The organism is Tellurirhabdus rosea (assembly GCF_026278345.1).
Classification (GTDB): Bacteria; Bacteroidota; Bacteroidia; order Cytophagales; family Spirosomataceae; genus Tellurirhabdus; species Tellurirhabdus rosea.
Genome location: NZ_CP111085.1, coordinates 5,474,195 through 5,500,813, shown reverse-complemented (window position 1 = coordinate 5,500,813; position 26,619 = coordinate 5,474,195). Strand labels below are relative to the sequence as shown.

The 26,619-nt window shown below is 55.8% G+C and carries 21 protein-coding genes; 10 read left to right on the top strand and 11 right to left on the bottom strand.

Annotated features, from left to right (window positions below; all coding sequences use genetic code 11):
- Window positions 1-29: 29 nt before the first annotated feature.
- The 4 genes from ORG26_RS23175 to ORG26_RS23160 form a co-directional block, all read right to left on the bottom strand.
- Window positions 30-866 carry a type 1 glutamine amidotransferase gene (locus ORG26_RS23175; protein ID WP_266366032.1) on the bottom strand — a complete coding sequence of 279 codons (837 nt, stop codon included), beginning with the start codon at window positions 864-866 and terminating at the stop codon, window positions 30-32.
- Window positions 867-941: 75 nt separating this feature from the next.
- On the bottom strand, window positions 942-2,039 hold the full coding sequence (locus ORG26_RS23170) for a carboxylate-amine ligase (RefSeq protein ID WP_266366031.1): 1,098 nt from the start codon (window positions 2,037-2,039) through the stop codon (window positions 942-944).
- A 125-nt stretch (window positions 2,040-2,164) separates the two neighbouring features.
- Window positions 2,165-3,235: an ATP-grasp domain-containing protein gene (locus ORG26_RS23165; RefSeq protein WP_266366030.1), complete on the bottom strand. Its 1,071-nt coding sequence runs from the start codon at window positions 3,233-3,235 to the stop codon at window positions 2,165-2,167.
- Between the two features lie 116 nt (window positions 3,236-3,351).
- Entirely contained in the window at window positions 3,352-4,056 is a 705-nt protein-coding gene (locus ORG26_RS23160) for an esterase family protein (RefSeq protein WP_266366029.1), read from the bottom strand.
- Between the two features lie 161 nt (window positions 4,057-4,217).
- Between ORG26_RS23160 and ORG26_RS23155 the strand changes: the two genes are divergently transcribed.
- Both ORG26_RS23155 and ORG26_RS23150 read left to right on the top strand, forming a co-directional pair.
- Complete coding sequence (locus tag ORG26_RS23155; RefSeq protein ID WP_266366028.1) at window positions 4,218-5,045, top strand: alpha/beta hydrolase; 828 nt, start codon at window positions 4,218-4,220, stop codon at window positions 5,043-5,045.
- A gap of 42 nt (window positions 5,046-5,087) precedes the next feature.
- Window positions 5,088-5,897 carry a glycoside hydrolase family 16 protein gene (locus tag ORG26_RS23150; protein WP_266366027.1) on the top strand — a complete coding sequence of 270 codons (810 nt, stop codon included), beginning with the start codon at window positions 5,088-5,090 and terminating at the stop codon, window positions 5,895-5,897.
- Here ORG26_RS23150 and ORG26_RS23145 read toward each other — a convergent pair.
- The 4 genes from ORG26_RS23145 to ORG26_RS23130 are packed head-to-tail and all read right to left on the bottom strand — an operon-like array spanning window position 5,888 to window position 11,553.
- The gene (locus tag ORG26_RS23145) at window positions 5,888-8,659 is read right to left on the bottom strand and encodes a CHAT domain-containing protein (protein ID WP_266366026.1); all 2,772 of its coding nucleotides are present in this window, start codon (window positions 8,657-8,659) and stop codon (window positions 5,888-5,890) included. The two genes, ORG26_RS23150 and ORG26_RS23145, sit on opposite strands and share 10 nt — an antisense overlap.
- Window positions 8,634-10,217, bottom strand: coding sequence for a S8 family peptidase (locus ORG26_RS23140; protein WP_266366025.1), 1,584 nt, complete (start codon window positions 10,215-10,217; stop codon window positions 8,634-8,636). Before ORG26_RS23140 ends, ORG26_RS23145 begins: the two co-directional genes overlap by 26 nt.
- Before the next feature lie 26 nt (window positions 10,218-10,243).
- A complete protein-coding gene (locus ORG26_RS23135; RefSeq protein WP_266366024.1) occupies window positions 10,244-10,963 on the bottom strand; it encodes a tetratricopeptide repeat protein in 720 nt (239 codons plus the stop codon).
- Entirely contained in the window at window positions 10,960-11,553 is a 594-nt protein-coding gene (locus ORG26_RS23130; protein WP_266366023.1) for an RNA polymerase sigma factor, read from the bottom strand. The genes ORG26_RS23135 and ORG26_RS23130 overlap by 4 nt, the downstream gene beginning before the upstream one ends.
- A gap of 122 nt (window positions 11,554-11,675) precedes the next feature.
- Here ORG26_RS23130 and ORG26_RS23125 point away from each other — a divergent pair, with 122 nt between their 5' ends.
- Window positions 11,676-12,410 (top strand): hypothetical protein, encoded by a 735-nt coding sequence (locus ORG26_RS23125; RefSeq protein ID WP_266366022.1) that lies wholly within the window; start codon window positions 11,676-11,678, stop codon window positions 12,408-12,410.
- Window positions 12,411-12,467: 57 nt separating this feature from the next.
- Here the strand turns inward: ORG26_RS23125 and ORG26_RS23120 are convergent, their stop codons facing one another.
- Window positions 12,468-13,487 (bottom strand): acyl-CoA reductase, encoded by a 1,020-nt coding sequence (locus ORG26_RS23120; RefSeq protein WP_266366021.1) that lies wholly within the window; start codon window positions 13,485-13,487, stop codon window positions 12,468-12,470.
- Between the two features lie 209 nt (window positions 13,488-13,696).
- Here ORG26_RS23120 and ORG26_RS23115 point away from each other — a divergent pair, with 209 nt between their 5' ends.
- The 5 genes from ORG26_RS23115 (at window position 13,697) to ORG26_RS23095 (ending at window position 19,472) form a co-directional block, all read left to right on the top strand.
- Window positions 13,697-14,050: a 4Fe-4S dicluster domain-containing protein gene (locus ORG26_RS23115; RefSeq protein ID WP_266366020.1), complete on the top strand. Its 354-nt coding sequence runs from the start codon at window positions 13,697-13,699 to the stop codon at window positions 14,048-14,050.
- Window positions 14,051-14,410: 360 nt separating this feature from the next.
- Window positions 14,411-15,601, top strand: a complete 1,191-nt coding sequence (locus ORG26_RS23110; RefSeq protein ID WP_266366019.1) for an outer membrane beta-barrel protein — start codon at window positions 14,411-14,413, stop codon at window positions 15,599-15,601.
- A 123-nt stretch (window positions 15,602-15,724) separates the two neighbouring features.
- On the top strand, window positions 15,725-17,059 hold the full coding sequence (locus ORG26_RS23105; protein WP_266366018.1) for an ammonium transporter: 1,335 nt from the start codon (window positions 15,725-15,727) through the stop codon (window positions 17,057-17,059).
- A gap of 228 nt (window positions 17,060-17,287) precedes the next feature.
- A complete protein-coding gene (locus tag ORG26_RS23100) occupies window positions 17,288-18,118 on the top strand; it encodes a glycosyltransferase family 2 protein (RefSeq protein ID WP_266366017.1) in 831 nt (276 codons plus the stop codon).
- Entirely contained in the window at window positions 18,099-19,472 is a 1,374-nt protein-coding gene (locus ORG26_RS23095; RefSeq protein WP_266366016.1) for a lipopolysaccharide biosynthesis protein, read from the top strand. Before ORG26_RS23100 ends, ORG26_RS23095 begins: the two co-directional genes overlap by 20 nt.
- A 53-nt stretch (window positions 19,473-19,525) precedes the next feature.
- Here the strand turns inward: ORG26_RS23095 and mtaB are convergent, their stop codons facing one another.
- Both mtaB and ORG26_RS23085 read right to left on the bottom strand, forming a co-directional pair.
- A complete protein-coding gene (mtaB, locus tag ORG26_RS23090) occupies window positions 19,526-20,854 on the bottom strand; it encodes a tRNA (N(6)-L-threonylcarbamoyladenosine(37)-C(2))-methylthiotransferase MtaB (protein ID WP_266366015.1) in 1,329 nt (442 codons plus the stop codon).
- Window positions 20,855-20,934: 80 nt separating this feature from the next.
- Entirely contained in the window at window positions 20,935-22,764 is a 1,830-nt protein-coding gene (locus ORG26_RS23085) for an LTA synthase family protein (protein WP_266366014.1), read from the bottom strand.
- 443 nt (window positions 22,765-23,207) lie between these two features.
- Here ORG26_RS23085 and ORG26_RS23080 point away from each other — a divergent pair, with 443 nt between their 5' ends.
- Together ORG26_RS23080 and ORG26_RS23075 are read left to right on the top strand one after the other, a co-directional pair.
- A complete protein-coding gene (locus ORG26_RS23080) occupies window positions 23,208-24,236 on the top strand; it encodes a glutamine synthetase beta-grasp domain-containing protein (RefSeq protein WP_266366013.1) in 1,029 nt (342 codons plus the stop codon).
- Window positions 24,237-24,429: 193 nt separating this feature from the next.
- A complete protein-coding gene (locus ORG26_RS23075) occupies window positions 24,430-26,619 on the top strand; it encodes a glutamine synthetase III family protein (protein ID WP_266366012.1) in 2,190 nt (729 codons plus the stop codon).

The window sequence follows — 26,619 nt, the reverse complement described above, 5'->3', positions numbered from 1 at the left end:
TACATCTGCGATGATCCGCCCCGCTTACCTCATCCGCGTTCCATGTAGGTTTCAACGGGAATCAGTCCCCGAATGGCCTGCCGCAGAAAATGGGGCAGAATCACCGATTCGGTCAGTTCAATCTTGTCGGGGTCGCGCAGGTGCTCGACCATTTCGTTGTATTTATCCTCTCCGTGTCCGGCAATGACCTGCTGCCGCTTCTCTTCTTTCTGAAAATACCGCAGCATCCCGTCGCCGTCGGCTTCCGGGTGAAACTGGGTTCCAAATATCTCGTTCGTAAACCGGATGGCCATAATGGCCCGTTCCAAAGGAATGTGCGGACGGTCTTTCTCCAGGCACAGCACTTTGGCGCCCAGGTGCTCAATCCGTTTCCAGTTGGGCTGCGTCAGCTGATAATCCCGCGAATCCACCACGTAAAACGGGTCCGGCAGGGCGTCGAAAAAAGGCTCATGGTGGCCCAGCTCATTCTTGAGAATGGGAAAAATGCCGAACGATGTAGACCGGCGCTTGCTCAGAATCCCGAGGTTCATGTGGCGGGACACCAGCTGAAACGAGTGGCAGATCAGAAAGAGGTACTTTTTCCGGCGTTGGGTCCGGTTATGTTCAAATATCCGGTCAATCAGGCCGAAATAGTGGCGTTCCCAGTCGTCGGGGCTGGGCAGCGGACTGCCGGGACCGCCGGTCGAGATGTACACATCGAACTCCAGTCCCGGCAGCGGCTCGCCTGCCCGCACGTTGAAGGTCTGGTCGGCCAGACGGATTTGTGTTTCCTGCTCTACTTTCCGGATCAGTTGAAGAATACAGCGCATCCCCTCGTTGGGCGCGTTGTCGTACATGTCCAGAATAGCAATGTTTAATGCACTCATGTCTGTTACGGTCTATGTCGTTGATTTTCCACTGCTTAGGACGCTGTTTTGTCAAAAGTCATGGAATAATAACTGTCACATGCCGCAACAAGTTTCCTCCACGATATAATCGACTACGGCCTGCAGGCTGTTGGTCTGGTTGAAAACGGCCAGTTGGCGGTCGGCGCCGGTGCCCCGTTCGAGGATCGTTTTGAGGTATTCCACTTCGTGCCGGCTGCCCAGTTCGTCCACCACATCGTCGACGAAATAAAGCAATTCCTGTACCAGGTGGTCGAACGGAACTTCCTCCTGCTTCCCAAAGTCAATCAGCTTCCCTTCAATCCCGTAGCGGGCGGCGCGCCATTTGTTTTCATTGATGAGAATGCGCCGGTAAGGCCGGAAGTTCAGGTTCTGGCGATGCAGTTTGTAGATTTTGGCAACCAGCGCCTGCATGAGCGCCGCCAGACAGATCGTTTCGTCAACCCGCATCGGTACGTCGCAGATCCGGAACTCGATGGTGTCGAAAAACGGGTGCAGCCGGATGTCCCACCAGATTTTCTTGCCGTTGTCGATGCAGCCCGTTTTGACCAGCAGATTGATGTACTCGTCATATTCGGCCGCCGAGGAAAAGAAATCCGGAATCCCGGTGCGCGGAAATTTGTCGAACACCTTGGAGCGATACGATTTGAAACCCGTATTCCGCCCGCACCAGAACGGCGAATTGGTCGAAAGCGCGTAGATATGCGGCAGGAAATACCGCACGGCGTTCATGATCTGGATGCCTTCGTTGCGGCTTTCGATGCCCACGTGGACGTGCAGGCCAAAAATCAGGTTCGACCGGGCCACGTCGCGCATTTCGTCAATGAGTTTGTCATACCGCTCATTGGGCGTAATGAGTTGCGCCTGCCAGTCGGAAAAGGGGTGCGTGCCAGCCGAGGCGATTTTCAGATTCTGCTTGTCGGCCAGATCGATGATCATTTTCCGGAGGTAGGTCACCTCGCGGCGGGCTTCTTCGATATTGTTACAGATATTGGTGCCCACCTCGACGACCGCCTGGTGCATTTCGGCCTTGACCCGTTCCTGGAGCACAATTTTGCCGCCATCCACAATCTTCGACATGTGGGAGCGGAGCTCACGGGTCTGCGGGTCTATCGTCTGGAATTCTTCTTCTATTCCTAGTGTAAATTGTGGCATGGCGTAGTAAGGATGAGGTTTTAGGTATGAGGTATGTGGTGAGAAGTATGAGGTGGCTTCGCCCAAAAGCCAGCGGCCCGGCATAGCAACCTCATACCTCATACCTCATACCTCATACCTACTACCTATTTTTTCGCTTTCTTTTCTCCTTCCTCTTTCACCTTCTTGGGTTTGTCCGCTTTTTTGGCTTTCGGCTTTTCCATTTCGGGTGCTTTGTTTTCGAGCTCCTGCTCGCCGCCGAGGTCGTGGCCCCGCACCGAACTCTGGACGTAGGAGCCCCAGGTCAGGTTGTCCCGGCCGAACTCCTGGGCCTTCGCGCGTTCGATGGCCATGTTGGCCGACGCTTCCACCACCCATTCGAAGTTTTCCTGACCCACCGAGTAGATATCGGCGTCCGGGGCCGGATTGCAGAAGTCGATGGCGTAGGGAACGCCGTCGCGCACGGCAAACTCGACGGTGTTAAAGTCGTACCCAAGGGCTTTGTTGAGGGCAATGACGTAGTTTTTGATGGTCGTCGTCATCTTCTGGTACGCTTCGCCCTGGAGTTTTGGTTCGGCGGCGTACCGGAGGTGGTGGGGGTTGCGGGGTTCGTACGGCATGATGCGCACGTCTTTGCCGCCGATGCAGTAGCAGCGGAAATAATCCTCAAAGACGATTTCTTCCTGGAGAAGCATCACGAGCTGGCCCGTTTCGCCGTATTTCTGCCAGAGGTCATGGGCGTCGTAAATCTTGTAGACGCTTTTCCAGCCGCCGCCCGAGTGCGGTTTCATGTAGGCCGGGAAGCCGATGTAGTTGAAAATATGCTCCCAGTCCATCATCCGGAGGTTGCGGAAGGAGTTTTCGTTGGTATCGTCCGGGCGGTCCTTCGACGGCAACAGCACCGTTTTGGGCACCGGCACGCCGAGCTTGGTCGCCAGACAGTTGTTGAAAAACTTCTCGTCGGCGCTCCACCAGAACGGGTTGTTGATCACGGCCGTGCCCGTCAGGGCGGCGTTTTTGAGGTAAGCCCGGTAAAACGGAACGTCCTGCGAAATCCGGTCGATGATGACCGCGTAGTCCGTCGCCTCGCCCTGAATGACTTTCTCGATGGAGACGAACTCCGCCACGACGTCCTTGCCGTCTTTCTGGTTGACACGGTCTACAAATGCCTGAGGAAACGAGTTTTCCTGACCGAAAAGGATGCCTACTTTTTTCATAATTTGTGGTAGAATGATGGGGTTTGCGGGAACGCGGATGACGCAAATGGGGCAGATTTACGCTGTTTTGCCGAGTCGTTTGACTGCGTCTCCACTGCATTCCCCGGATTTTATGGCTACAATAATGACAAATAATGCGGAAACATCTCGCGCCAGACGGGCCAGTCGTGTTCGCCCCACGGACGCACATCGAGCCAGTGCTGAATGCCCTTGCGGTTGAGAATGTCCGACATCTGAAAGTTTGCGTCCTTGCAGAAATCGAATTCCGACGTGCCCAGAATGATTTTCATCCCGTAAAAATGGTCGTTGTGGGCGTTGGGCAGGTAGTCCGGCGGGTTGTTGAAATAGACGTTATCGTCGTAATGCCCGTCCATAAACGACCGGATGTCGAATTTGGCCCCCATCGAATAAAGGTGGGAAACCTTTTCGGGATGCCGGAACGCGAAATTGAGCGCCTGGAAACCGCCGAAACTGCACCCGCCCACGGCGACCTTCCCGACGCTGCATTCGTGCTGGATCATCGGCACCAGTTCGTCGTTGACCATCTGGTCGTAGAAATTGTGATTTTGAATCCGGACGGACGGGTGGAGGTGTTTGGCGTACCAGCTGTCCCGGTCGATACTGTCGATGCAGTAAATTTTGACCATGCCGTTTTCGAGGAACCAGCGCGCCGAATCGATCAGTTTGAAATCGGCGGCTTCGTAATACCGGCCCATGGTTGTCGGAAACAGCAGGAGCGGGTAGCCCCAATGGCCATAGACCAGCATTTCAATATCCCGCCCGAGGTGGTGGGAGTACCATTTTCTGTATTGCTGATGCAAAATGTAACGAATTTGGTGGATAGATGAAGCGAAACAGAATCAGGCAGAAATATAACCATATTTTACCGGCGACAAGGCCGAGTCGCTATTTTTTCCAAACTTTGCGGTTCATTCCCCGCCAGCCCATGCCGTTTTTGCAGCTACTCATTTTTTTCTTATTAATGAATATACCAACCGAAGCGTCCCCGGGCGACACCGTAACCATGCAGCGGGACGAAACCCTGACCTCCGTGTACCTGAACCGTCCGGTTCGGCTCGACATTCTGCTGCCGCCCGGCTACCGCCCCGACCAGCAGCGGTATCCGGTCCTTTACCTCAACGACGGGCAGGACCTCGACCGGCTGCGGATGAAGCCGGTCCTCGATTCGCTGTACGCCAGCGGGGGCATCCGGCCGTTTGTGCTGGTCGCCATCCACTGCGGCGACCGGATTCAGGAGTACGGCACCGCCGCCCGGCCGGACTACATGAACCGCGGGAGCAAAGCGGCGGATTACGCCCGTTTTGTCGAAAAAGAACTGCTGCCGCATGTGCAGCGGCACTGGCACGTTAGCAGCAACCCCGACGAGTCGGCTTTTGCCGGCTTCTCGCTGGGCGGCCTGTCGGCCTTTGATCTGGTCTGGAATCACCCGGAACTGTTTCGCCGGGCGGGCGCTTTTTCGGGTTCGTTCTGGTGGCGCAGCAAAGCGTTTGATAAAGCCTACACCGACAACGACCGGATCATGCAGCAGCTCGTTCGCGAGGGAAAGCGACGGCCGGGCCTTCGGTTCTGGCTGCAGACGGGCACGCTGGATGAAACCGATGACCGCGACAATGACGGCGTTATTGATTCCATCGACGATACCCTCGACCTCATCGCCGAACTGGAACGGAAAGGCTACCGCTGGGGCAAAGAAGTCAGGTATGTGGAGGTAAAAGGCGGGCACCACAACCCCGAAACCTGGGGTGCCGTCATGCCCGACTTTCTGCTTTGGGCGTTCGGGGCAAAGTAGGTTCGGGGCTTTCCCGACTTTTTCCAAAAAAAGCCCCCAGCCGTGTCCCAAGTCTTTCTGACTGCCGTTCTGCACGCAGTCCTGTTTCTCAATTGTCAGTCGTCAACGGTAGATTCCAACCCGCCGGCCAAACGCAAACTGGTCTGGGCGGATGAGTTTGACAAACCCGGTTTGCCGGATACGAAGAAGTGGAAATACGATGTCGGCGGGCACGGCTTCGGCAACAACGAACTCCAGTATTACCTCGCCTCACGCCCGGAAAATGCCCGGGTCGAAAACGGCCTGCTGGTGATTGAAGCCCGGAAAGAAAAGCATGAAAACCGGGAGTATACCTCCGCCAAACTGATTACCAAAGGCATTGCCGAATGGAAGTACGGCCGCATCGAAGTCCGGGCCAAACTACCGTCGGGGCGCGGAACCTGGCCCGCGATCTGGATGCTGGGCAGCAATATTTCGCACACCCGCTGGCCGCTCTGCGGCGAAATCGACATCATGGAGCACGTGGGCTTCGACGAAAATGTGGTCCACGGCTCGCTGCATACCGACGACTACAACCACGTCAAAGGCACCCAGAAATCGGGCCGCCTGACGGTTCCGAACGCCACCGCCGACTTCAACGTCTACGCCGTGGAATGGACAGCGGACCGGCTCGACTTCCTGATCAACGACCAGCGGTTTTACTCCGTGACCAAAGCGGATTTGGGGGCCAAGGAAAGCCAGTGGCCCCTGGACCAGCCGTATTACCTCATCCTGAATCTGGCCGTAGGTGGTAACTGGGGCGGTCAGAAGGGGGTGGATGAGACCATCTGGCCTCGCCGTCTGGAGATCGATTACGTTCGGGTTTACCAGTGAGGCATCAGGGTTCCGGCTTGCCGGGATCGGGTGCGCCAGAACCGCCAGCCGCCGTAAAGCGCCGCGCCGGCGAACAGAAGCAGACCAGCTGTCCACCAACGGCCCGTGCCCGTAGAAAGCGGGTGGCTGTCGCCTACCAGAATCGGCCCGGCCCAGTGGACGGGCAGCGCCCCGCCGCGGTCCGCGTCTTTCAAATAATCAATTTTGGCTCGCTGCAAGGCCAGGTCTTTGGGAAGCCCGTCGTTGAGATAGGCAAAAAAGCGCTCGGCAATTGCATAGGTGGGCCGGTCTTCCACGCTCCATAAGGTCGTCAGGATGCTCGGAACGCCCACGCTGGTGAAGCCGCGCGCCAGACTAAAAACGCCTTCTCCCCGCTGGTGAATACCCACGGCTGTTTTGCAGGCCAGCAGGGAAACCAGCTGCGTATTGGGCAGTTCGAACTGGAGGTCCGACAGCCGAAGCGTCGAGTCGGCAAAATACAGGATGGGTTCACGGCCTACACTATCGGCATCGGCATGCGTGTAGAGGTGAATGGCTTTGTAATCCGGGGCATTTTCCAGAAAAGCGGCCTTCGTGGCGTCCTGCCGAAGCAGAAGCCGGGGGCTGGAAAACTGCTCGCTGATCTTTCCCAGCGCCTCATCCGAACCGGGCAGCGACGTTTGTCCCAGATGAGAGTAATACTGCACCGGCGCTACACCCAGCAGGGAACCGGCCGAACGAGCCTCCGCCCGGGGCCGGAGCAGGTTCTGGACCGAGTACGTGTAGCTGAAAGCGTAGTCGTTGACGGCATATTCGGGGGCCGCCGTTGACCGGCTTAGGGCATCAAACGGAATAAAGGAGCCGTCGGGCGAGACAATCACCCGGCCTTTGGGAAGCCGCAGGGGGGCCAGCAACTGCCTGTGCAGCGCGTTGGAACTGCCCAGAAAGAGGGGCATGTTTCGGTTCTGGGCCGACCCGTCCGACAGCAGGCGCATGAAGGTGTCGGCGTTTTGGCGGTAGTTGGCAATGGGCTGGCGAAGCAGCACCTTGCTTTGGGGCGTTACGCCCAGCACATAAAGATCCTGATCACCGACAAAGTACGTAACCAGCGAGGCGTTTTCTTTTTTCAACCACTGCTGGACGAGCGGCAGCGTATCGACCCGGTTGTCGAATTTGTAGCGGAAGTAAGCCGGGTTGGAGGTTTCCAGGCGTCGGCGAAAATCATCCAGCTGTGCCTGCGCGGACAGGAGCTGGGCCAGCACCTGATCGTACCGGGCCGTACCGGCCTGGGGTTCGGCGAGCCGGTTCTGAAGCGAACTCACCTGCTGAACCAGACGGGCTTCTTCTTCCAGTTGCCGGGGCAGCAGTTTCTGGCGGGCGCCGAGTTCGTTCAGCCGGTCCATCAGGAGCACCGCCCGGCTTTTTTCGAAGAACCGGTAAGCCGCGTTGGCATCGTTCAAATGGGCGCAGGTTTCGATGGCCCGTTCGTACATGCCTTTGGTTTGGCTCCGCCAGAAGATTTTGGAGAGAGTGCCCGTATGCTCCCAGCGCATGAAGTCCACCATTTTGTCGGCCAGGGCGTAGGTGTTCAGCGCGTGACGAAAATAAGCCCGGTTTCCGGTGGATTTTGCATAATCGAGCCAGGTGTCGGCCTTATCCTGTACAAGCGTGAGCAGGTACTCCTTCTGGGCCGACAGACGCATGGCCTGCCCGGATGGATTCAGGGCAAGGTTCAGTGTATCGTTGAAGCCCGTTTTGAGGACGTGAAAGCCTTTCTGGTAGTATTGCAGGGCCGTTTCAAAGTTTTTTTTCTTCCAGTAAGCCGCACCGATGTTGTTATAGAGCCGGGCTTTCCGGTTGAAGTCGGTGGCTTTGGCGAGCGCCTGCCCGTAGTAGTACAGCGCTTTTTCGTACTGGGCGAGGTCGTAATAATAAAAACCCAGCTCCAGTTCGCAGGAGGCGATTTGTTCTTGATTATTAAGCGATTTCGTTAATCGGAGCGCCTCAAGGAAATACGGTTCAGCCCGGGCCGGCTGCCCTTTTCTTTTCAGAATATTGCCGATAGTCCGGTTGTAAAGGGCCTGGTCGGACAACAGACTGCCGCCCTGTCGGCTTTCCGCAAGAATGGAAAGACACAGGGCGAGTGCTTCATCCAGTTTACCGCTGTTTTTCATGGTTTGCAACACCCGCACCCGTTCGTACTGATTGTACAGCAGTGCTTCGGTGTTGCGGGCTTTGCGGGCCCAGCCGATGCCTTTTTCGGACCAGCTCAGGCTGACTTCCAAATCGCCGGTCGAGTAACTCAGAAAAGCTTTTCCCGCGGCGGCCAGCGCGGCCCAGCGCCAGGTGTTTCGGGCCAGACTGAGGGTGATGCTCTGGTCCAGGTAAGCCCCGGCCTGTTCCCGCTGGCTAAGCAGCGTCGAGACCTTGCCCAGTCGAAACAGGGCTTTGGGTAAATCCGACGGACTCAGGGCTGCGGACGGGTGTTGGGCAATGGTCAGGGCGCGGCGGGCGACCCCCAGCGCCACCGAGTCGGCCCGGTGGTTACCCGCATCCCGGCCGATGTGGTAGAGCAGGTCCAGAAACAGGGAATCCTGCGGGTAGCCGCAGGATTCCCATTGCCCGGCAATCCGGAGCAGGTCCGGGTATTGCGGAGACACCGCCGAGCGGGTCAGCGTCTGGTACGACCGTACCAGGGCCGGGCGCGGAGGGCACTGGCCAAACACAGTTCCGCCGAAAAACAGCAGAACTAATGCGCTATGGAATGACTTTGTATCTACCATTCTTGATAAATCCAGTAGTGGGCGAAAGGATACGGGGATTTATTGCGTAGAGGATGGTTTCCCGTAGATGGGTCGCTGTTAATGTCGAAGCGCCGTAGTGGTGCTGTAAAACAGCGGCCGCCATGCCCGACATGTACGCCGTTGCAAAAGAGCTTCCGGCAAACGAAAACCGATTACCATTTCCATTACGGGGAAATAGATAATAACCGTCGTTTGCCTCCTGGGGGTGATTGGCCTGAATGGCGATATTGACAAACCGATCCGAATAGTTTTCAAAGCCCCACGGGAGACCATCCTGAGTTTGGTCCGGCTCTTCCCAGATCGTGGTGGCGGTGATGATATTGCGGTAAGTTTCGCTGTAGCAGGCGGGAAATAGGTTATAAGCCAGTTCAGTGCCTCGCTGGACATGTCGGTTCGGTCGGTTTCCGGCGGCACACACCAGCAGAATATTGCGGTCTTCCAGTTCCGTAAGACACCTCTCTAACAACTCAATACCGCCGGTGGCGGGAATGACAAAACTGGCGTTGATGATGTCAGCCTCATGCTCCTGGGCATAACAAAGGGCGCACAACACGGTGAAAAGCGTACCGATGCCCTTCGAATCGAAGGCTTTCAGGACCATAATAGACGGACTGGGTCCACCGGAGGTCTGACGGGCCGTGTCGGTGATAATGGCCGACACCAGCGTGCCATGATGGCCAAAATGGTCGTCGTCGGGATTGCCGTTTTCAAAATCGTTTACAATCTGGTTACCTACCTCTCGGATGCCTCCGGTAATCTCGGCAATGGTCGGTCTGCCGACAAAATTCCAGCCTTTTTCGTCGCCGGTAATCCCGCACGCTGACGTTTGGCTACCGCCCCGCCAGATAGAAACGGCCACGCCGGTGCCCTGCAGGTAGGTTGCCCGAAACCCCGAGTCAATCACCGCCACCCGAACGGGCTCCTTCCTGCCAGAGACCATGCCGTGGCTACCTTCTCCCCAAGAAGTTGAAAGTTCCTGTTCTTCTCTCGGGTGTAATAAACCTTCCAAAGCAGCGGATTGGGCCTTAGCGAGCACGTCATTGTCCGAAGAGGTAAGCGAGCCCGTGCGGGAATTGTCGCCGCCGGGGGAACTGAACGCATACGCGTTAATTGACATTACCGCAAGCATGGAGCCCGTGGGCGTATTGTCGCCGCCGGGACTCAGCAGGGCCCGGTCATTTAAAGCATCCAGGATTGGCTGATCACCAATAACTTCGATAACCATAAACGGGCAGCACCTGCACAGTTGAATAGCCCTCGTTGTTACTTCCCCAATTCTGACAGTGGTATTCTTCGAGTGATTCCAAAGGCGCACTTCCGCTACACATTCCTTTCCTTTTTCCATCTCACGCAACCACTTTCTCATCTGGGGCGAAGGCCCGTTGTTTTTTAGAAAGCCTCCGGATGGAATCTGTACAATATACTGGTTGGGCACAGCGAGACTGCCGTTGACGAGTTTGACCGGATAGTTGTTTCTGAGCAGCAGCGCCTGCAGCGATTCCAAATCGTTGGGGGAGAACAGCGAAGAAGCGTCCATAGCGGTAGAGGTTTAGTGTGGATTAGTTAAAATTCTTCCAGAAGGCGACTGGCTTCGCGGCTTCCATCCAAGTTCCTCTTAATCAAGGTCTCCAGCAACTGGCGGGCTTCCTTTTTATCATTCGGTAAATTCCGTTTCAGAAGCGCCACGGCTTTGTAATACAGGCCGGGATTGGAGGCTAACTCGGTGCGGCGGCTCAGCCGGTCGAACTGGTTGATGGCTTGGTCGTAATTCCCGGTGCGGAGGGAAACAATTCCCGAAAGTTCGAGCGCTTTTTCGTTGGCCGGATCGCGCGCCAGCTGCTGATCGAACAGGGCAAGGGCCTCGGAAAACCGGCCTTCGTTATACAGGCGGATGCCCCGCTGCAGCGAATCCTGCTCACTGCCCATCGTCCGGCCGAGCGTGGTGATTTCGGTGGCGTACTGGTCGGCCATTTCCTGAGCGGACGGGTTTGCCTCCTGGAGGTACCAGCTCACGCCCAGCAACAGCGCCAGGCTGGCTGCCGCGGCGTAGGACCACACCCTGACCCGGCGGGGTTCGGCCTCCGGCACCACCGGGCGGCGGGCTTCCCACTCCTGGCGGCGCTGCCGACGGTATTCGGTTTTGGCAGCTTGCCGGGCACTCAGATAAAAGGCAACGGCCTCGGCCAGTTCCCCGTCGGTCCGGATGGCGTCCTCGAAGCGGCTGCGCTCCTCGGGCGGCATCTGTCCGTTAAAATAATCGTCTATCTGTTCGAATGGCGTCATGACTTGCTGGTCCGATAAAGTTCCCGCAATTGTTCAAGGCAGCGTAAGCGGCTGGTTTTGGCAACCGCGGCAGAATGGTAGCCCAGGGTCTCCGCAATTTCGGCGTCAGAGAAACCTTCTGCCCAAGTCAACAGCATCTCCCGGCACTTGCCGGTGAGCGTTTGCAGGCGGGCCCGCAACAGGTCGTGCTCCTGCTGGCTGATGAGACCCTGGACGACCGATTTGACCGAATCCGGAATCTGAACGGCCAGATCGTCGAGCGACACGGCCTGGTTTACGCTACTTCGATTAGTCGTGTTCTTTCGAATAAAGTCAACACACTTGTTGGTGAAAATCCGGGTCAGGTAGGTTTTGAGCTTCGCCAGGCCCTCAAAACGGCCGTTGCTGATGTGCTCAATGACGGTAAAAATAGCGTCCGAATAAGCGCTGGCGGCATCCTCTTCGCTCAGGCGGTTTTTGCGGACGCCGTCGCGGATCAGGTAAGCAAACTGATCGTAAAGCTTGTTCTCGAAATAACGACGCCGGGGGCCTTCGTTCCGGATACCTTCTACTAATTCCTGGTCGGATAGTTGCCTGGAAAAGAGCCGCATAGGTTCTGGGGTGGTGCGAAGAAAGATCACGAAAATTACCGGGACCGCAAAATTTTTTTCCTAGTTGTTACCGCGCAGCCCCGTTCCCGCGACCAAGCAGCCAAAACCAAATCCTGCTCGTTATGAAAAATGAAAGCTACCTCCGATTCGCCCGGCTGGTTGCCCTTGGAGCGTTCCTGCTGCTGGCCGCCCCTTTGCTGGCCCAGGAAAATGACTCCGTTCAGGAATATTTCAGCCATCCGGGCTACGGAAAGGCAGAAAGGGCCTCCAAGCCTTTCTGGAATGTGTACACCGATTACAAAGCCAACCGGACGAAGATCCGCTTCTTCGGCGCAGACAGCCAGATGGTGCACGAAGAAGAACTGGCCGGGCAATACATCGCGCTCACGCGGCGAAACGTCCGGGAACTGGATCGGATTCTGGCGAATCTGACTACTCCGACCCGGGTGACTACCCCGACCCGGGTAGCGGAGTCGCTGAAATCGTCGTCCCTGAATCTGGCCAACGCTGTCCGTCAGGGCCATTCGGGACCCGGATTTCAGATCAACGCCTTTCCGTCATACGACGGGTATTATCTCAATCTGTACGTGGTCAACCCGGCTCGGGAATCGCTCCGGATTGTGATGAAGAATAACCGTGGCGAAGTGCTTTACGAAGCGTATTGCAAGATGGACAGGCATCATTACAAATTTGATATGACCGAAGTGCCGGCCGGCGACTACAATCTATCAGTGATCGGGACCAGCCAGCAGTTCAACAACGTGATTGGGTTGCGCAATCCGGTCCGCAAACTGGATTTGAATGTCCAGTCGCAGCAGCCCATCGCGGTCCTGAAAAAGAAAAAGGAGAAGGATTGACCTTCTCCGAATGAGCCGACTCTGGCGGGTCGGCTTTTTTCTGCGGGATGATTCGGCTCAGAGGCTTTCGAGGAAGCGCATCGTGTCCACTCCGTCGGCATAGTCCGTCAGGCCGGGCCGCTGGGTTTGTCCGAACGGGACGCTGCCGGGAAACGTTCCCTGCCGGGAGGCGATCACCTGAATTTTGTGGCTCCGTTCGGCCAGCCACTGGGCGGCGGCTTCGGGAGAAGCATACGGCTGGCAGTAAACCACCGAAATGGGCGAAACCAGCCCCGGGTTTTCGGTCAGCAGCAGGAATCCGTTGTCCAGATGGGGCACGCCGTTGACGAGGTAAATCGACTTGTTGTAATCGTAGTTGTTGACGTATTTATGGTGGTTGACGTAGGTCGGCGCCATCGGCATCAGCGTATCGAGCAGGGCGGTATAATCATAGTCCTGCGGAACGAGCAGGGTAGACACGTTCCGGCAGCCCAGTCCGAAGTAGTCCAGAATATCGTGGCCGAGTGCCCTGAAGTCGTCCGGCGTTTCCTGTCCGTCCAGAAGGGCCACGGAACTGCGGTTCTTGCGGATGATATGCGGCTTTTTGGCAAAGTACTGTTCGAAGTACCGGGCCGTGTTGTCGCTCCCGGTTGCGATGTAGGCTTCGGCTTCGTTGATGCGTTCCACGAAGCGGACCCGTTCGCCCAGTTCCGGGCTGATTCCTGTTATTTTTTTTATTAAAAATTGGATAAGTGCAATATCCTGGGAGCTTGGCTTCAGCAGGGCCCGGTGTCCGCTGATGAGAATGCTCAGAAGGTCATGAAAACCGACCGCCGGAATGTTACCGGCCATGACCACGCCTACAGAACGGCTTACGGAGGGTTCTGGTGAATAGTTTGAGGTCCACTGCGTCAGAGCCTCCCGGGTCAGAAAAGTACCGGCCAATGCTGCCAGTGCCTGGAGACTGTTCTCGACCGTAAACCAGGGATTGCCGCCGCGGGCGCGTTCGGCCGCCTCCTGAATTTCCGGTTGATTATCCTTGTCTCTCAGGAAGTTACCCAGCTGAACAAAAGCCTCTATTCTTTGCGGTAATAGCATATAATAAATTATGATAAGCAGTATGTTGGTATTCAACCCCCAAAATTAAAATTAAGTTTGGCGTCAACCTTTAAATAATTATATTTGTTGTTTAATAAGCGCCCAGAAACCGGGCGAAATAAATAGCATAAATTCACATACAGAGCGGCCGCTTTCCGAAACAGGCCTTCTGCTTATCGATTTCTAATCGTTAAAATATTGTACGACATATGGCAATCATGATCACAGACGAGTGCATCAACTGCGGTGCCTGCGAACCGGAATGTCCGAACACGGCCATCTATGAAGGCGGCGTTGAGTGGACCTGGGGCGGGGGAACGGCGCTTGATGTAGTTGATTTCGGTGATGGTACCGTCGTTAGCGGCAAAGAAGCCCAGGCTCCGGTTTCCAACGAGTTTTATTATATCGTTTCTGATAAGTGTACGGAGTGCGTTGGTTTCCACGAGGAGCCCCAGTGCGCCGCGGTATGTCCCGTTGACTGCTGCGTCCCGGATCCTGAACATGTCGAAGAGGAAGGAACGTTGCTGGCCAAGAAAGCCTGGCTGCACGCCGAACCCGTGTAAATAAATACCGTCCTCAATAGGAAGCCCCGCCAGCTGGCGGGGCTTTTTTTATGGCCTTATCTGTATAGCATTAATGGTTGAAAAAATTTCACTATGGCAAGGATTGTGAAAAATTGCCGATTGGATGGATTTTATATGATGGTTTAGGTTTTAAGTTTTTAAAAAAGGGAAAAGTCAAAGAAAAGTGTTCGAATATGGAAAAACAGGTTCTGGAATAGGGATAATTTTTAGATAAACATGTAAAAAGTAAGAAAGTTTCCTTCTTTTTTGACTCCATGCTTGATTTATAAAATTGTATTATTAATATTTGTTCCGACAAAACATTATTCGCAATCTGCTACCTACAACCAAAGTTTTATTATGAAAAAACCTTTATTACTAGTAGGCTTTATGCTTACCTCCCTGCTTTCGGGAGCTCAGGACGTAACTGTAGATTCCGCTAAGCCCAAAGAAGAAGAAAACAAGGGGAAGTTCACCTTCTCCGGTTATATTGACAGCTATTACCTCGGCAACCTGAACAAACCCAAGAGCCGCAGCAACCTGGGAGCTTCCAACGCCCGGGCTTTCGACATCACCGCCGGCCAGTTTTCCCTCGGCCTGGTACAAACCAAAATCGGTTACAGCAACGACAAGTCCGACGTCGTAGTTGACCTCACCTTCGGTCCGAACGCCGACCTCGGCCAGTACGGCAACCTGATCGGGCCGCTCGGACGGGGCACCACGGCCCTGGCCATCAAACAGGCTTATTTTAACTGGAAAGCCACCGACAAGCTCAGCATCACCGCCGGTCAGTTCGGCACGCACATTGGCTACGAGGTGATCGACGCCCCGGTCAACTACAACTACTCGCTGTCGAACCTCTTCAACAACGGTCCTTTCTACCATATCGGCGTCAAAGGGACCTATGCCTTCAGCGATAAATCGTCCCTGATGCTGGGTCTGGTCAACAACGTGGACAACCTCAACGACAACAACCGGGCAAAGGGCCTGATCGGTCAGTTCTTTGTGTCGCCTGCTTCCGGCTGGAACGTTTACCTGAACGGGATCGTCAGCAACGAAGCTTCGGATGACTCGCTCGGCAAAGTGAGCGGTTCGTACGCCCTGTTCGACCTGACGACCACCTACCAGATCACCGAGAAGTTCTTCCTCGGCCTGAACGCGGCCGTTGGCTCGCAGAAAAAAGACATCCAGGGCTTTGCCCCGGTGAAAGACGGCAAATCGGGCTGGGGCGGCGTTGCGCTCTACTCCAACTACGCCGTGTCGAGCAACTTCTCCCTGGGTGCCCGCTACGAATACTTTGACAACACCAGCGGCGCCCGCGCTCTGCGGAACCGTCTGGGGGAAGGTACGAACGTAAATTCCGTCACACTGACGGGCGTTATCACGGCCGCTTCGGGCCATCTGCTCATCAAACCGGAGTTCCGTCTGGACAGCTACGCGAAGCCGGACGTTCGCGGTGCTGAGCGGCAGCTCCAGTTCGAAGACAAGGACGGCAACTTTACGAAGTCGTCCCAGTCCACGGTGGGTCTGGCGTTCATCTACAAATTCTAAAAAAAGGTGGCTGGTCGTTTTATCGGATAACCCAAAGTCAGATTACACTTCACCACGATCAGCCACCAACCCATACGTAAACGGACTTATCATTAGTACAATCAAAACCAGTTGATTCTTGCCATGAAAAAATCCTCTTACCTCCCTCTCCTGGTACTGCTGCTCATCAGCGTACTGGGCATCCTGCCTCAGTTTAATGCCGTTCCGGGCCAAATCGTAACCGAAGGAATCAATTCCGGTGATACCGCCTGGATGCTCGTCTCGTCTGCCCTCGTTCTGCTCATGACCCCCGGTCTGGCTTACTTCTACGGCGGCATGGTGAACAGCAAAAACGTTATTTCGACCATGCTCCAGAGCTTTATCGCGATGGGTGTCATCAGCATTCTGTGGGTGGTGTGCGGCTTTAGCCTTGCTTTTGGTGAATCAATTGGTGGTTTTATAGGTAATCCGGCCACGTTCTTCATGTTCAACGGCGTGCTCGACGGCAAGCCCTGGAGCCTGGCCGCGACCATTCCTCTGGTGGTGTTCGCCTTCTTCCAACTGAAGTTCGCCGTCATTACGCCCGCACTGGTAACGGGTTCAATGGCTGAGCGGATCAACTTCCGGTCTTACGTCCTGTTCATGATACTTTTCAGCCTGCTGGTTTATACTCCGCTGGCGCACTGGACCTGGCATCCGGACGGCTTCCTGTTCAAGATGGGCGTTCTGGATTTCGCCGGGGGTACGGTAGTACACATGTCGGCGGGCTGGGCAGCTCTGGCCGGTGCCATTTACCTGAAGCGTCGTAAGTCACACGAGGAAGCCAACTTCCTGCCCCCCGCCAACATTCCGTTCGTGCTGCTGGGTACGGGTCTGCTGTGGTTCGGCTGGTTTGGTTTCAACGCCGGTTCGGCGGTAGGCGCTTCGGCGCTGGCGGCTTCGGCCTTTGCAACGACCAATACGGCGGCAGCGGCGGCCGGTCTGGCCTGGGTGCTGTTCGACGCGGCCCGCGGCAAGAAGGTTTCTGCCCTTGGCTTCGCAATCGGTGCGGTCGTTGGTCTGGTGGCCATTACGCCGGCTGCGGGTTTTGTAACCATCCCGACCTCCATCTTTATCGGTACGATTGCCGCCCTGGTTTCCAACTTTGTGGCTCACCTGCGCTCTAAATCAAACCTGGACGACACGCTGGACGTATTCCCCTGCCACGGGGTAGGCGGTATGACCGGCATGGTCATGACGGGCATCTTCGCTACCAAAGCCGTAAACTCAGCCGTTGCGGTGGAAGGTCTGGCTTTCGGCGAATTTGAACTGTTCTTCCAGCACATGAAGGCCCTCCTCATTGTGTCGGCCTTTGCTTTCGGAATGTCGTACCTGCTGCTGGTGATCACCAACGCGATCCTGCCGCTGCGCGTTTCTGAAGAAGACGAAAAAGTAGGTCTGGACGTCAGCCAGCACGACGAATATCTGGTTGATGCCTAGGTCTTAACGATACGGCGACAGAGCCACAGGGTTGCATCTTTCGTAGTAGAGTATGCAGTGCGACTGTGGTTTTGTTGTACTCGATAGAGCTGTCTGCCGGTTGGCGGGCAGCTCTTTTCTTTTTAACATGTGTCTGCTAAATGGGGGCTTTTCCAAAACGCAGGACACTTTGGAAAGGGAATGGACTGATATTTGCAGACGGATGGTCAGATAAAATCATCGTAACCAATGTCCGTTAAAAGCAAGTTATCGGTCTATATCCTAACACATAACAGCGAAAAGTACCTGCACAAGGTGCTGGAGGCCGTCAGCGTCGTGGCCGACGATCTGGTCATTCTTGACAGCGGCAGCACGGATGCCACGGCGGATATCGTGGCCCGTTGGAACGGCCGTTTTTTGTCCCGCCCCCTCGACAATTTCAGCGCTCAGCGTCAATTTGCCATCGATAACTGCCGCTACGACTACGTTTTTTCGCTCGACTCAGACGAAATTCCCGATCAGGAACTGCTGGCTCATATTCAGGAATTGAAGAAAACCGGTTTTACGGAAGATGCTTACGCCATCCAGCGCCACTGGTTTGTGGCCGGACAGCCGGTCCATTGCCTTTACCCGGTGACGAGCCCGGATACAACCGTCCGTCTGCTGAACCGCCAGAAGGTGGATTTTCGGCGTCCGGCGCACCTGCACGAAAGTCCGAGAGGCTACGAGCGGAAGCAGGATTTGCGGGGTTCGGTGAGCCATTATACCTTCGAAACCCGGGAGGAACTGGAGCGGAAACTGGAGAAATACAGCAGTCTGGCCGCCGTGGACCTGATTCGCAACAAGCGCAGCCTCAGCCTGTTCCATCAGGTTGCCGTGCCGCTGGCACTCTGGGTTCGGTGGTACCTGCTCCACAAAGGTTTTCTGGACGGGGCGCTGGGCTGGCGACTGGGCCTTTTTGCGTTCCGACACTCCTGGAAAAAATACGCGAAAGCCCGGGCGATTGTCCGGCAGGGAGGACTGCCTCCGGTGAATGAAGTGAAGGCTGGAGGAACGGTGGATGAAGAAGTTGCCGCTTGAGTCCATCCGGAAACTGCTGAACAGCAACGTCGTCCTTTCCCTGCTCGGCAACGGGGTCGCGACAGTACTCAGCCTGCTTTCCTTTACGCTCCAGGCCCGCTGGATGTCCACCTCGGCCCTGGGCGGGTTTATTTACCTGTATACGATCTACACGCTTTTCGATACGGTCCGGACGGGGTTGATGTACAACGCCCTGCTTCAGCAGGGAGCGGCTTCTACTTCGGAGAAAGGGTTCCGGCGCTGGGAGGGAGCCGTCTGGCAGATCAACCTCCTGTTCAGCGCCGTGGGCGTGCTGCTCGGAACGGCGGTGGTGCTGGTCGGCCAGACCTGGATTCCCATCGACGGAAAAGCACTGGGGTGGCTCGCACTGTCGATCATGGTTTCCATTCCCGGAAATATATCCAGCTGGATGCTGCTGGTTCGTTCCCGGTTTCGGCCGATGCAGATTCAGAAGGTGCTGTACCCGGCCATCATGATTGTGATTCTGGCCGGGATGCAGTTCCGCGGCGGAATCACGCAGGAGAAAATGATGCTGGCCAACCTCGGTCTGACGGCCGGTTTGAGTTTGCTCTCGATTGGAGCCGGCTGGTGTCTTCCCCAGTCCGTCACCCGGGGCACCCTTCAGGAACGGAAGCACTTTTACCGCTACGGCAAGTTCAGCATCGGCGCGCTGCTGGGGTCGAGCCTGCTGCGGAATTCGGACATTTACCTGCTGCGGTTCTTTGTGGGGCCGGAAGCCATCGCGCTGTATTCCATTCCGCTGCGCCTGATTCAGATTATCGAAGTACCGCTCCGGAGCGTGGTGTCGGCTTCCATTCCGGCGATTGTCAAAGCGTTTCACCACGACACGCCGCGCGTCCTGAGCCGGATGGTGGCCCGGGAAGCGGGCGGACTGGTCATCTGCCTGGTGCCCGTTGCCGCACTGGGCTTTCTGCTGGCCGATTATCTGGTCGTCTGGCTGGCTGGGGCGCAGTACAAAGCTGCGGCCCCGCTGGTGCGAATCTTTATGGTTTACAGTCTGCTGCTGCCGCTGGATCGGTATCTGGGCGTCACCCTGGATGCCATCGGCAAGCCGAAAGCCAATCTGATCAAGATGTTCGGCATGCTGGCGATCAATGTCGTGGGAGACTGTCTGGCCCTTTGGCTCTTTCCGACTCCCGAAGCCGTCGCCGCCGTTTCCATCGTGACGTTTGGCAGCGGAATCCTGATCGGACTTCATCACGCCAACCAGCATAAGGTGCCGTTGACCCTGAGATCCATCGGGGCGCAGGGGCTGTTCTTTGTCCGGGAACTGTTGGACAAAGGCCTCAAAAAAGAAAAGGCCGAGCCGGCCTCTTCCGCCTTAACGAAATAAGGCAGGATTCAGAAAATCCTGCCTTATCCCAACGTTGATTTAGTGGGGCACGACTAATGATGCACCACCATATCGGTCATTATTTCTTCGGCTTCCATCAGGCCCGCCGGGTTGATGGCCGTCATCCGAATCTGTTTAAGTTCGTTAATCAGCAGCGGATCGTACTTGGCCGTGACTCGAACGTAGTTCTCGGTAAAACCCTGCATCTGCCCGTTTTCAACGTCTTCTTCAAATAGAACGGTCGCTGTCCGGTTCAACTGGGTTTCGTAAAAGGCCCGCCGCTTTTTGTCCGAGAGAATATGCAGCATTTTTGACCGCTCCGCCCGCTTGGAGCCCGGCACCACCGGCCGGATGTCCAGGGCCAGCGTGTTGGGCCGCTCCGAGTAGGTAAAGACGTGCAGGTAGGAAATGTCCAGCTCGTTCAGAAACTGGTAGGTTTCCCGGAACAACTCGTCCGTTTCGCCCGGGTGCCCGACGATGACATCCACCCCGATGCAGGCGTCCGGCATCAGCCGTTTGATCTGCGCCACCCGGTCGGCGTACAGTTCCCGGCGGTAACGGCGGCGCATCAGCCCCAGTACTTTATTGGAACCCGATTGCAGCGGCACGTGGAAATGCGGCACAAAGCGCTTCGACTGGGCGACAAAGGCAATCACTTCGTCCGTCAGCAGGTTGGGCTCGATGGATGAAATGCGAAAGCGCTCAATGCCGTCCACTTCGTCCAGCGCCCGGATCAGGTCCAGAAAGGTTTCGACCCGCTCACCATTGACGAGGCCAAAATCACCGATATTGACGCCCGTCAGAACGATTTCCCTGACGCCCCGGGCCGCGATTTCGCCCGCCGCCCGAACCACATTCGCGATGCTGTCGGACCGACTCCGGCCCCGGGCCAGCGGAATGGTGCAGTACGCGCAGGGGTAATCACAGCCGTCCTGAACTTTCAGAAAGGTCCGGGTCCGGTCGTTGAGCGAGTAGGAGGCGTGGTACTCCAGCGCTTCCTCGATGGGCGAATTATAAACCTGGGCCGTCCCGCTGGTCGCCTTCACAAAGGTCGGCAGCAGTTCGTGCAGGCGAAACTTCTCAGAAGCGCCCAGAACGGCATCGACGCCCGGAATTTCGGCGATTTCCTGCGGTTTCAATTGGGCATAACAGCCCAGAATAGCGACGTAGCCTTCGGGATTGATCTTCTGCGCCTCGCGAACAATTTTCCGGCATTTTTTGTCGGCATTGTCCGTCACCGAGCAGGTGTTTATGATAAAAACATCCGGCTGCTGGTTGAATTCCACCCGTTCGTACCCCAGATCTTCCAGCATGCGGGCCAGGGTAGAGGATTCGGAGAAATTCAGTTTGCAACCCAGTGTATAAAATGCAACTTTTTTCATCTCAGGCATTTATCCTGCAAAAATACGAATATCAGGCGGATTGAACGAAGCTTTATCCGGCTTCCTCTTATCCAACCGGATTATTTGATTAAAAATTCACCGTACGAAATGGCTTCATACGCTTCGCCGACTTCCACATCTTCCTGCGTAACCTTACCCCGGGAGGAACTGACCTGACGGCTTTCGTTATCAAAAATCAGCCAGCGGTCCGGTTGAACCAGCCCGAAGCCGTTGTTGAAGGCGAAATAGGCAAACGGACGGCTGCACGGAGCCAGCAGGTCCCGGCTGAAACGGAAGGCCGACCCATCCAGCCGCAACTGGTTCAGAAGCGTAGCGGCCAGGTCGGTCTGGGAGCCGGTATTGCCGATTACTTTGGATGAAGCTTTCAGGGCGCCGCCCAGCCAGAGCATGGGAATGTGAAAATTGGCCACTTTGTCGGGCGAGAGGACCGGAAGCCGGTGCCCGTGGTCGGCGACGACAACAATCAGCGTATTGTCCCACCAGGGCTGCTTTTTGGCCTCCTCGATGAACCGGCCAAAGCTTTGGTCCGCGTAGTGCATCGCGTTCAGAAAGCGGGACTCCTCATCCGCTCCGGAAATTACGGTGGGAACGGGCGTTTCGAACGGTTCGTGACTGCTCAGGGTGAAGAACGTGGCAAAAAAAGGCTTTTGCTGCCTGTTCAAATCCTGGAGGAGCCGGTCGTAGACCACATGGTCGTGGGCGCCCCACTTGGAATTCCAGTCGGAGGAGTTGAAATCCGCTTTGGACACAATGCGGTCGTACTGGCTGTTGAGCAGGTACGATTTGATGTTGGCAAATTCGGTTTCACCCCCGTAATAAAAGGACGTTTCGTAGCCCGCTTTTTTGAGGTGCTGGCTCAGGGTGGGCAATTTGGCGGCTTTCCCCGGAATGGTCATGATGGAGGCCGTGGGCTGGGCGGGAAAGCCGCTCAGGACCGCCACCAGCCCTTTATCACTCCGGTCGCCGCTGGCGTACAACTGGCTGAACAGCAGCCCTTCCTGACTCAGGCGTTCAAACTGCGGCGTGATGCCGGTCCGTCCGCCGAGACCCGCCACGGCTTTCGCCGTCAGGCTTTCCCAGATAATCAGGACAATGTTCGGCTTTCGGGTTTTGAGCACCGGCTTGGCCCGGGCACCGAACTCATACAGGTGCTGGACATTCTGCCGGGCCTGATTTTCCGGTAAAAAGGCAAACGGATTGACATTGTCCGCCGGTCGTTCGAGCACCGAAAAAATGAAATTCCACTGCGGATTGATCGCCGCGTGATTGTCGAACAAACTCCGGGAGAAATAAACCGCGCTCACGTTCATCGGTGCCAGTTGCAGTCCGCCGCGGATGGGAATAATCAGTCCGGCGGTGGCCAGCACCAGCGGAACGGCTTCAAAGGGTGACCTGTACGCGATGCCGGGCTGCCGGGAGAACCACCGGTTGACCGTCAGGAACAGGGCCGCGCCCGTTATAGTCAGCAGAATCAGGATGAACGCCAGCCAGCCCAGCGGCGATGAGCCGATGGATGCAAACGCTTCATTGGGCGTGCTGAGATAGCGCAGGGGAGTGGTATCGAGCCGGAATCCCCAGGCCCGGTATAATTCCAGATCGACCGTAGTGAGGAAGCTGACCACGATAACCATCAGGGACGAGTAAGGCCGGATCACCGGAAAAAGCCAGCGGGCGGGGGCAAACGCCAGCCAGAAACCCGGCAGCAGCGTCAGGTAACCGGCCACCGAAAGGTCCATGCGGAGGCCGTGCCCCAGAATCGGCAGCCAGTTGGCGGGGTCGGCCCCGTTCTGCTGCACGAACTGATACCAAAGAAAAACAAGCCGGGACCCCTCAAACCAGGCGCCCCATAACAGGAAATAAGCGGCGAGCCAGCTGATGCGACTACGCATAAGGATAAGCCATGTTACGGTAATGTTAACGACAAAAGTACTATACGTAACGGTTATTTCACGTCCGTTCGTTCGCTGACCGTACAATAATCGTACTGATTTAGGGAAAGGCGGATTGGGAGAGGACAGAGAGGTTGTAGCGGAAAAGACGTTCGTGGGAATAGTAATAGATGAAAACGAAAAATCTAGGTGTATAAAACCGGTCTTTTGGTAGAAATATATGTGTAATTCTGAAAAAGGAGTTTCAGATTGCATGGGTCCTATAATGCAGGTTTTTGTTGATATTATTGTAGTTTGCCAATGATTATTGTGAAATTTTTGTAAAAAAAATAGGGGATATAAAGAAAAAGCAAAAATGCTTTGCATTTATTTGGCAAACGGACTTACATTTGTTCAACAGAATCAGTCGTTACCTGTATAAACCGAATAAACGTATCCTAATCATGGTTAAGTCCAAGCTCGAGTACATCTGGCTCGATGGCTACAAGCCCACGCAAAGCCTCCGTTCAAAAACCAAAATCGTTAGCGACTTCTCCGGAACTCTGGAAGACTGCGAAATGTGGTCTTTCGACGGCTCGTCAACCGAGCAGGCCCCGGGTGGTTCTTCAGACTGCCTGCTGAAGCCGGTGTTCATCTGCCCGGACCCGCAGCGCAAGAACGGATACCTGGTGATGTGCGAAGTTCTGAACTCGGACGGTACGGCCCACGAGTCGAACGGGCGGGCAACCATCGACGACGACGATAACGATTTCTGGTTTGGATTTGAGCAGGAATACTTCCTGTGGGACGAGGCCATCGACAAGCCGATGGGCTTCCCGGCAGAAGGCTTCCCGAAACGCCCGCAGGGCCCTTACTACTGCTCAGTAGGCGCTAAAAACGCGTTTGGCCGTCACATCGTAGAGGAGCACCTGGATGTCTGCCTCGATGCCGGTCTGAACGTGGAAGGCATCAACGCCGAAGTAGCAACGGGCCAGTGGGAGTTCCAGATTTTTGCCAAAGGAGCAAAAGCCGCCGGTGACCAGGTTTGGGTAGCGCGTTACCTGCTGGAGCGCATCGGCGAAAAATATAACGTTTCCATCAACTGGCACTGCAAGCCCCTGGGCGACACCGACTGGAACGGTTCAGGCATGCACGCCAACTTCTCGAACGGCGTTCTGCGTACCTGCGGCAGCAAGGAGGTGTACGCTACCATCTGCGAAGCGTTTGCTCCGGTGGTGAAAGAACACATCGACGTCTACGGTGCCGACAACCACATGCGTCTGACGGGCAAGCACGAAACCCAGTCAATCGACAAGTTCTCGTACGGCGTATCGGACCGCGGTGCTTCGATCCGTATCCCCATCGCTACGGTTGACCGCGGCTGGAAAGGCTGGCTGGAAGACCGTCGCCCCAACTCCGCCGCTGACCCCTACAAAGTGGCAGCCCGGATCATCAAGACCGTTAAGTCGGCTGATGTTATGGTGGAGAACTAATCCTGAGTTTGTTAGGAATCCCTAATATTTGATTTTTCTTACAAAGTCCGCCTTCCAATTAGGAAGGCGGACTTTGTGTTTTATGCCGTTTTTCTTAAATATCAGTTAAAAAACAAAGCGATTTTCTGGGAAAGAAGCTGAAACTACGTATGTTTGGTGCCGTTATTGACTCAAAAACCACAAATCATCCCTCATGTCTAATTTCCGCTTCAAAGCCTTAGAAATTGCACAGGCCCGCCATGCGCTGCCGGTGGCGCCACCGGCTGACCGCGTATCGGACTTCTACGCTTCGCACGTATTCAATAACGAAGTGATGCGCGCCCTGCTTTCTCCGGAAGCATACCTGAAAATGACGCAGGCCATCGAAACGGGCGGCAAAATTGACCGGGATATCGCCGATGAAGTGGCCAATGCCATGAAATCCTGGGCTACGTCGAAAGGCGCTACCCACTACACCCACTGGTTTCAGCCGCTCACCGGTTCGACGGCCGAAAAACACGACGCCTTCTTCGACATTACGATGGAAGGCAAAGCCATTGAAAAATTTAAGGCTTCGGCCCTCGTTCAGCAGGAGCCGGACGCTTCTTCGTTCCCGAGCGGCGGACTGCGCAATACCTTTGAAGCACGCGGCTATACGGGCTGGGACCCGGGCTCACCGGCTTTCCTGATGGACAACGGGGCCGGCGGCAAAACGCTCTGCATTCCTTCTGTCTTTATCTCGTACACGGGCGAAGCCCTCGACTACAAAACGCCGTTGCTGAAAGCGGTGCACGCCCTCGACAAGGCCGCCACGGCGGTCTGCCAGTTCTTCGACCGCAACGTATCGAAAGTAACGCCTACGCTCGGAGCTGAGCAGGAATATTTTCTGGTCGACAAGGCGCTGTTTCTGGCTCGCCCGGACCTGGTGATGGCGGGCCGTACCGTTTTCGGGCATTCCCCCGCGCGCGGCCAACAGCTGGAGGACCACTATTTCGGAACGATTCCCCCGCGGGTGAACGCCTTCATGGTCGATTTCGAATTTGAAGCCATGAAACTGGGCATTCCGGTGCGTACGCGCCACAACGAAGTGGCTCCGGGGCAGTTTGAAGTAGCTCCGACCTTTGAAGAGGTGAACCTGGCCATCGACCACAACGCCCTGCTGATGGACCTGATGGAGAAAGTGGCCGAACGGCACAGCTTCAAAGTCCTTTTCCACGAAAAACCGTTCGCGGGAATCAACGGCTCGGGTAAGCACAACAACTGGTCGATGGGGACCGATACCGGCGTCAACCTGCTCGGTCCCAGCACGAAGCCGAAAGAAAGCCTGCGCTTCCTGACGTTTGTCGTAAACGTCGTCAAGGCGGTTCACGACAATGCCGATCTGCTCCGGGCTTCCATCGCTTCCGCCGGCAACGAGTTCCGCCTCGGGGCCAACGAAGCGCCCCCGGCCATCATGTCGGTTTTCCTCGGCGAAACCCTGACCAAGGCGCTCGAAGACCTGGAAAATAAGTCGGAGATTTCGCTGCAGAAGGGTGATAACGTCTATTACAAGCTCGGCATCAACCGCATTCCGTCGCTGCTCCGCGACAATACCGACCGCAACCGGACCTCACCATTTGCCTTCACCGGCAACAAGTTCGAATTCCGGGCCGTGGGCGGCGGAGCCAACTCGGCTTCGACGATGATTGTGCTCAACACCATTGTCGCCGACCAGCTGGCCAAGTTCAAAATTGAACTGGATGCCCGTCTGGCTAATGGCGAGAAGAAAGAACTGGCCGTTGTCGATATTCTGAAGCAATACTACCGCGAGACGAAGCGCATTCTGTTCGAAGGCAACGGCTATTCGGACGAGTGGGTGGAGGAAGCGGCTCGTCGCGGACTGTCCAACATCAAATCGACGCCGGAGGCCCTGGGCGTATATACCAAGCCGGAATCGATCAGCCTCTTCGAACGGGTGGGCGTGCTGAACCACCGCGAAGTGGAAGCCCGGTACGAAATTGAACTCGAAAAGTACATCAAGAATGTGCAGATCGAGTCCCGGGTGGTGGGCGATCTGGCCATGAACCATGTCGTTTCGACGGCCCTGAAATACCAGAACAAACTGGCCGAAACGGCCAAAGCCCTGGTCGATATTGGCATGACGGCCGAAGCCGAGCCGGTAAAGGACATTATTCGGGAAATTTCTACCCGGGTGGTGGCTATCAAGAACGGGGTGGAGGAAATGACCGAAACCCGGAAGCGGGCCAACAATACGTCCAACACGCACGAAACGGCCCGCATCTATGCCACGGAGGTGAAAGACTTCTTCGACAAAATCCGGTACCATGTGGATAAACTGGAACTGGTGATCGACGATGAAGATTGGCCGCTCGTCAAATACCGGGAGATGCTGTTTATCAAGTAA

Excerpts from the sequence above, each read along its gene's own strand:
- ORG26_RS23170 (WP_266366031.1), bottom strand. The coding sequence starts at position 2,039 with ATGCCACAATTTACACTAGGAATAGAAGAAGAATTCCAGACGATAGAC.
- ORG26_RS23165 (WP_266366030.1), bottom strand. The coding sequence starts at position 3,235 with ATGAAAAAAGTAGGCATCCTTTTCGGTCAGGAAAACTCGTTTCCTCAG.
- ORG26_RS23145 (WP_266366026.1), bottom strand. The coding sequence starts at position 8,659 with ATGGTAGATACAAAGTCATTCCATAGCGCATTAGTTCTGCTGTTTTTC.
- ORG26_RS23095 (WP_266366016.1), top strand. The coding sequence starts at position 18,099 with ATGAAGAAGTTGCCGCTTGAGTCCATCCGGAAACTGCTGAACAGCAAC.
- ORG26_RS23155 (WP_266366028.1), top strand. The coding sequence starts at position 4,218 with ATGAATATACCAACCGAAGCGTCCCCGGGCGACACCGTAACCATGCAG.
- ORG26_RS23100 (WP_266366017.1), top strand. The coding sequence starts at position 17,288 with ATGTCCGTTAAAAGCAAGTTATCGGTCTATATCCTAACACATAACAGC.
- ORG26_RS23175 (WP_266366032.1), bottom strand. The coding sequence starts at position 866 with ATGAGTGCATTAAACATTGCTATTCTGGACATGTACGACAACGCGCCC.
- ORG26_RS23075 (WP_266366012.1), top strand. The coding sequence starts at position 24,430 with ATGTCTAATTTCCGCTTCAAAGCCTTAGAAATTGCACAGGCCCGCCAT.
- ORG26_RS23110 (WP_266366019.1), top strand. The coding sequence starts at position 14,411 with ATGAAAAAACCTTTATTACTAGTAGGCTTTATGCTTACCTCCCTGCTT.
- ORG26_RS23140 (WP_266366025.1), bottom strand. The coding sequence starts at position 10,217 with ATGGACGCTTCTTCGCTGTTCTCCCCCAACGATTTGGAATCGCTGCAG.
- ORG26_RS23105 (WP_266366018.1), top strand. The coding sequence starts at position 15,725 with ATGAAAAAATCCTCTTACCTCCCTCTCCTGGTACTGCTGCTCATCAGC.
- ORG26_RS23080 (WP_266366013.1), top strand. The coding sequence starts at position 23,208 with ATGGTTAAGTCCAAGCTCGAGTACATCTGGCTCGATGGCTACAAGCCC.
- ORG26_RS23130 (WP_266366023.1), bottom strand. The coding sequence starts at position 11,553 with ATGCGGCTCTTTTCCAGGCAACTATCCGACCAGGAATTAGTAGAAGGT.
- mtaB (WP_266366015.1), bottom strand. The coding sequence starts at position 20,854 with ATGAAAAAAGTTGCATTTTATACACTGGGTTGCAAACTGAATTTCTCC.
- ORG26_RS23115 (WP_266366020.1), top strand. The coding sequence starts at position 13,697 with ATGGCAATCATGATCACAGACGAGTGCATCAACTGCGGTGCCTGCGAA.
- ORG26_RS23120 (WP_266366021.1), bottom strand. The coding sequence starts at position 13,487 with ATGCTATTACCGCAAAGAATAGAGGCTTTTGTTCAGCTGGGTAACTTC.
- ORG26_RS23135 (WP_266366024.1), bottom strand. The coding sequence starts at position 10,963 with ATGACGCCATTCGAACAGATAGACGATTATTTTAACGGACAGATGCCG.
- ORG26_RS23125 (WP_266366022.1), top strand. The coding sequence starts at position 11,676 with ATGAAAAATGAAAGCTACCTCCGATTCGCCCGGCTGGTTGCCCTTGGA.
- ORG26_RS23085 (WP_266366014.1), bottom strand. The coding sequence starts at position 22,764 with ATGCGTAGTCGCATCAGCTGGCTCGCCGCTTATTTCCTGTTATGGGGC.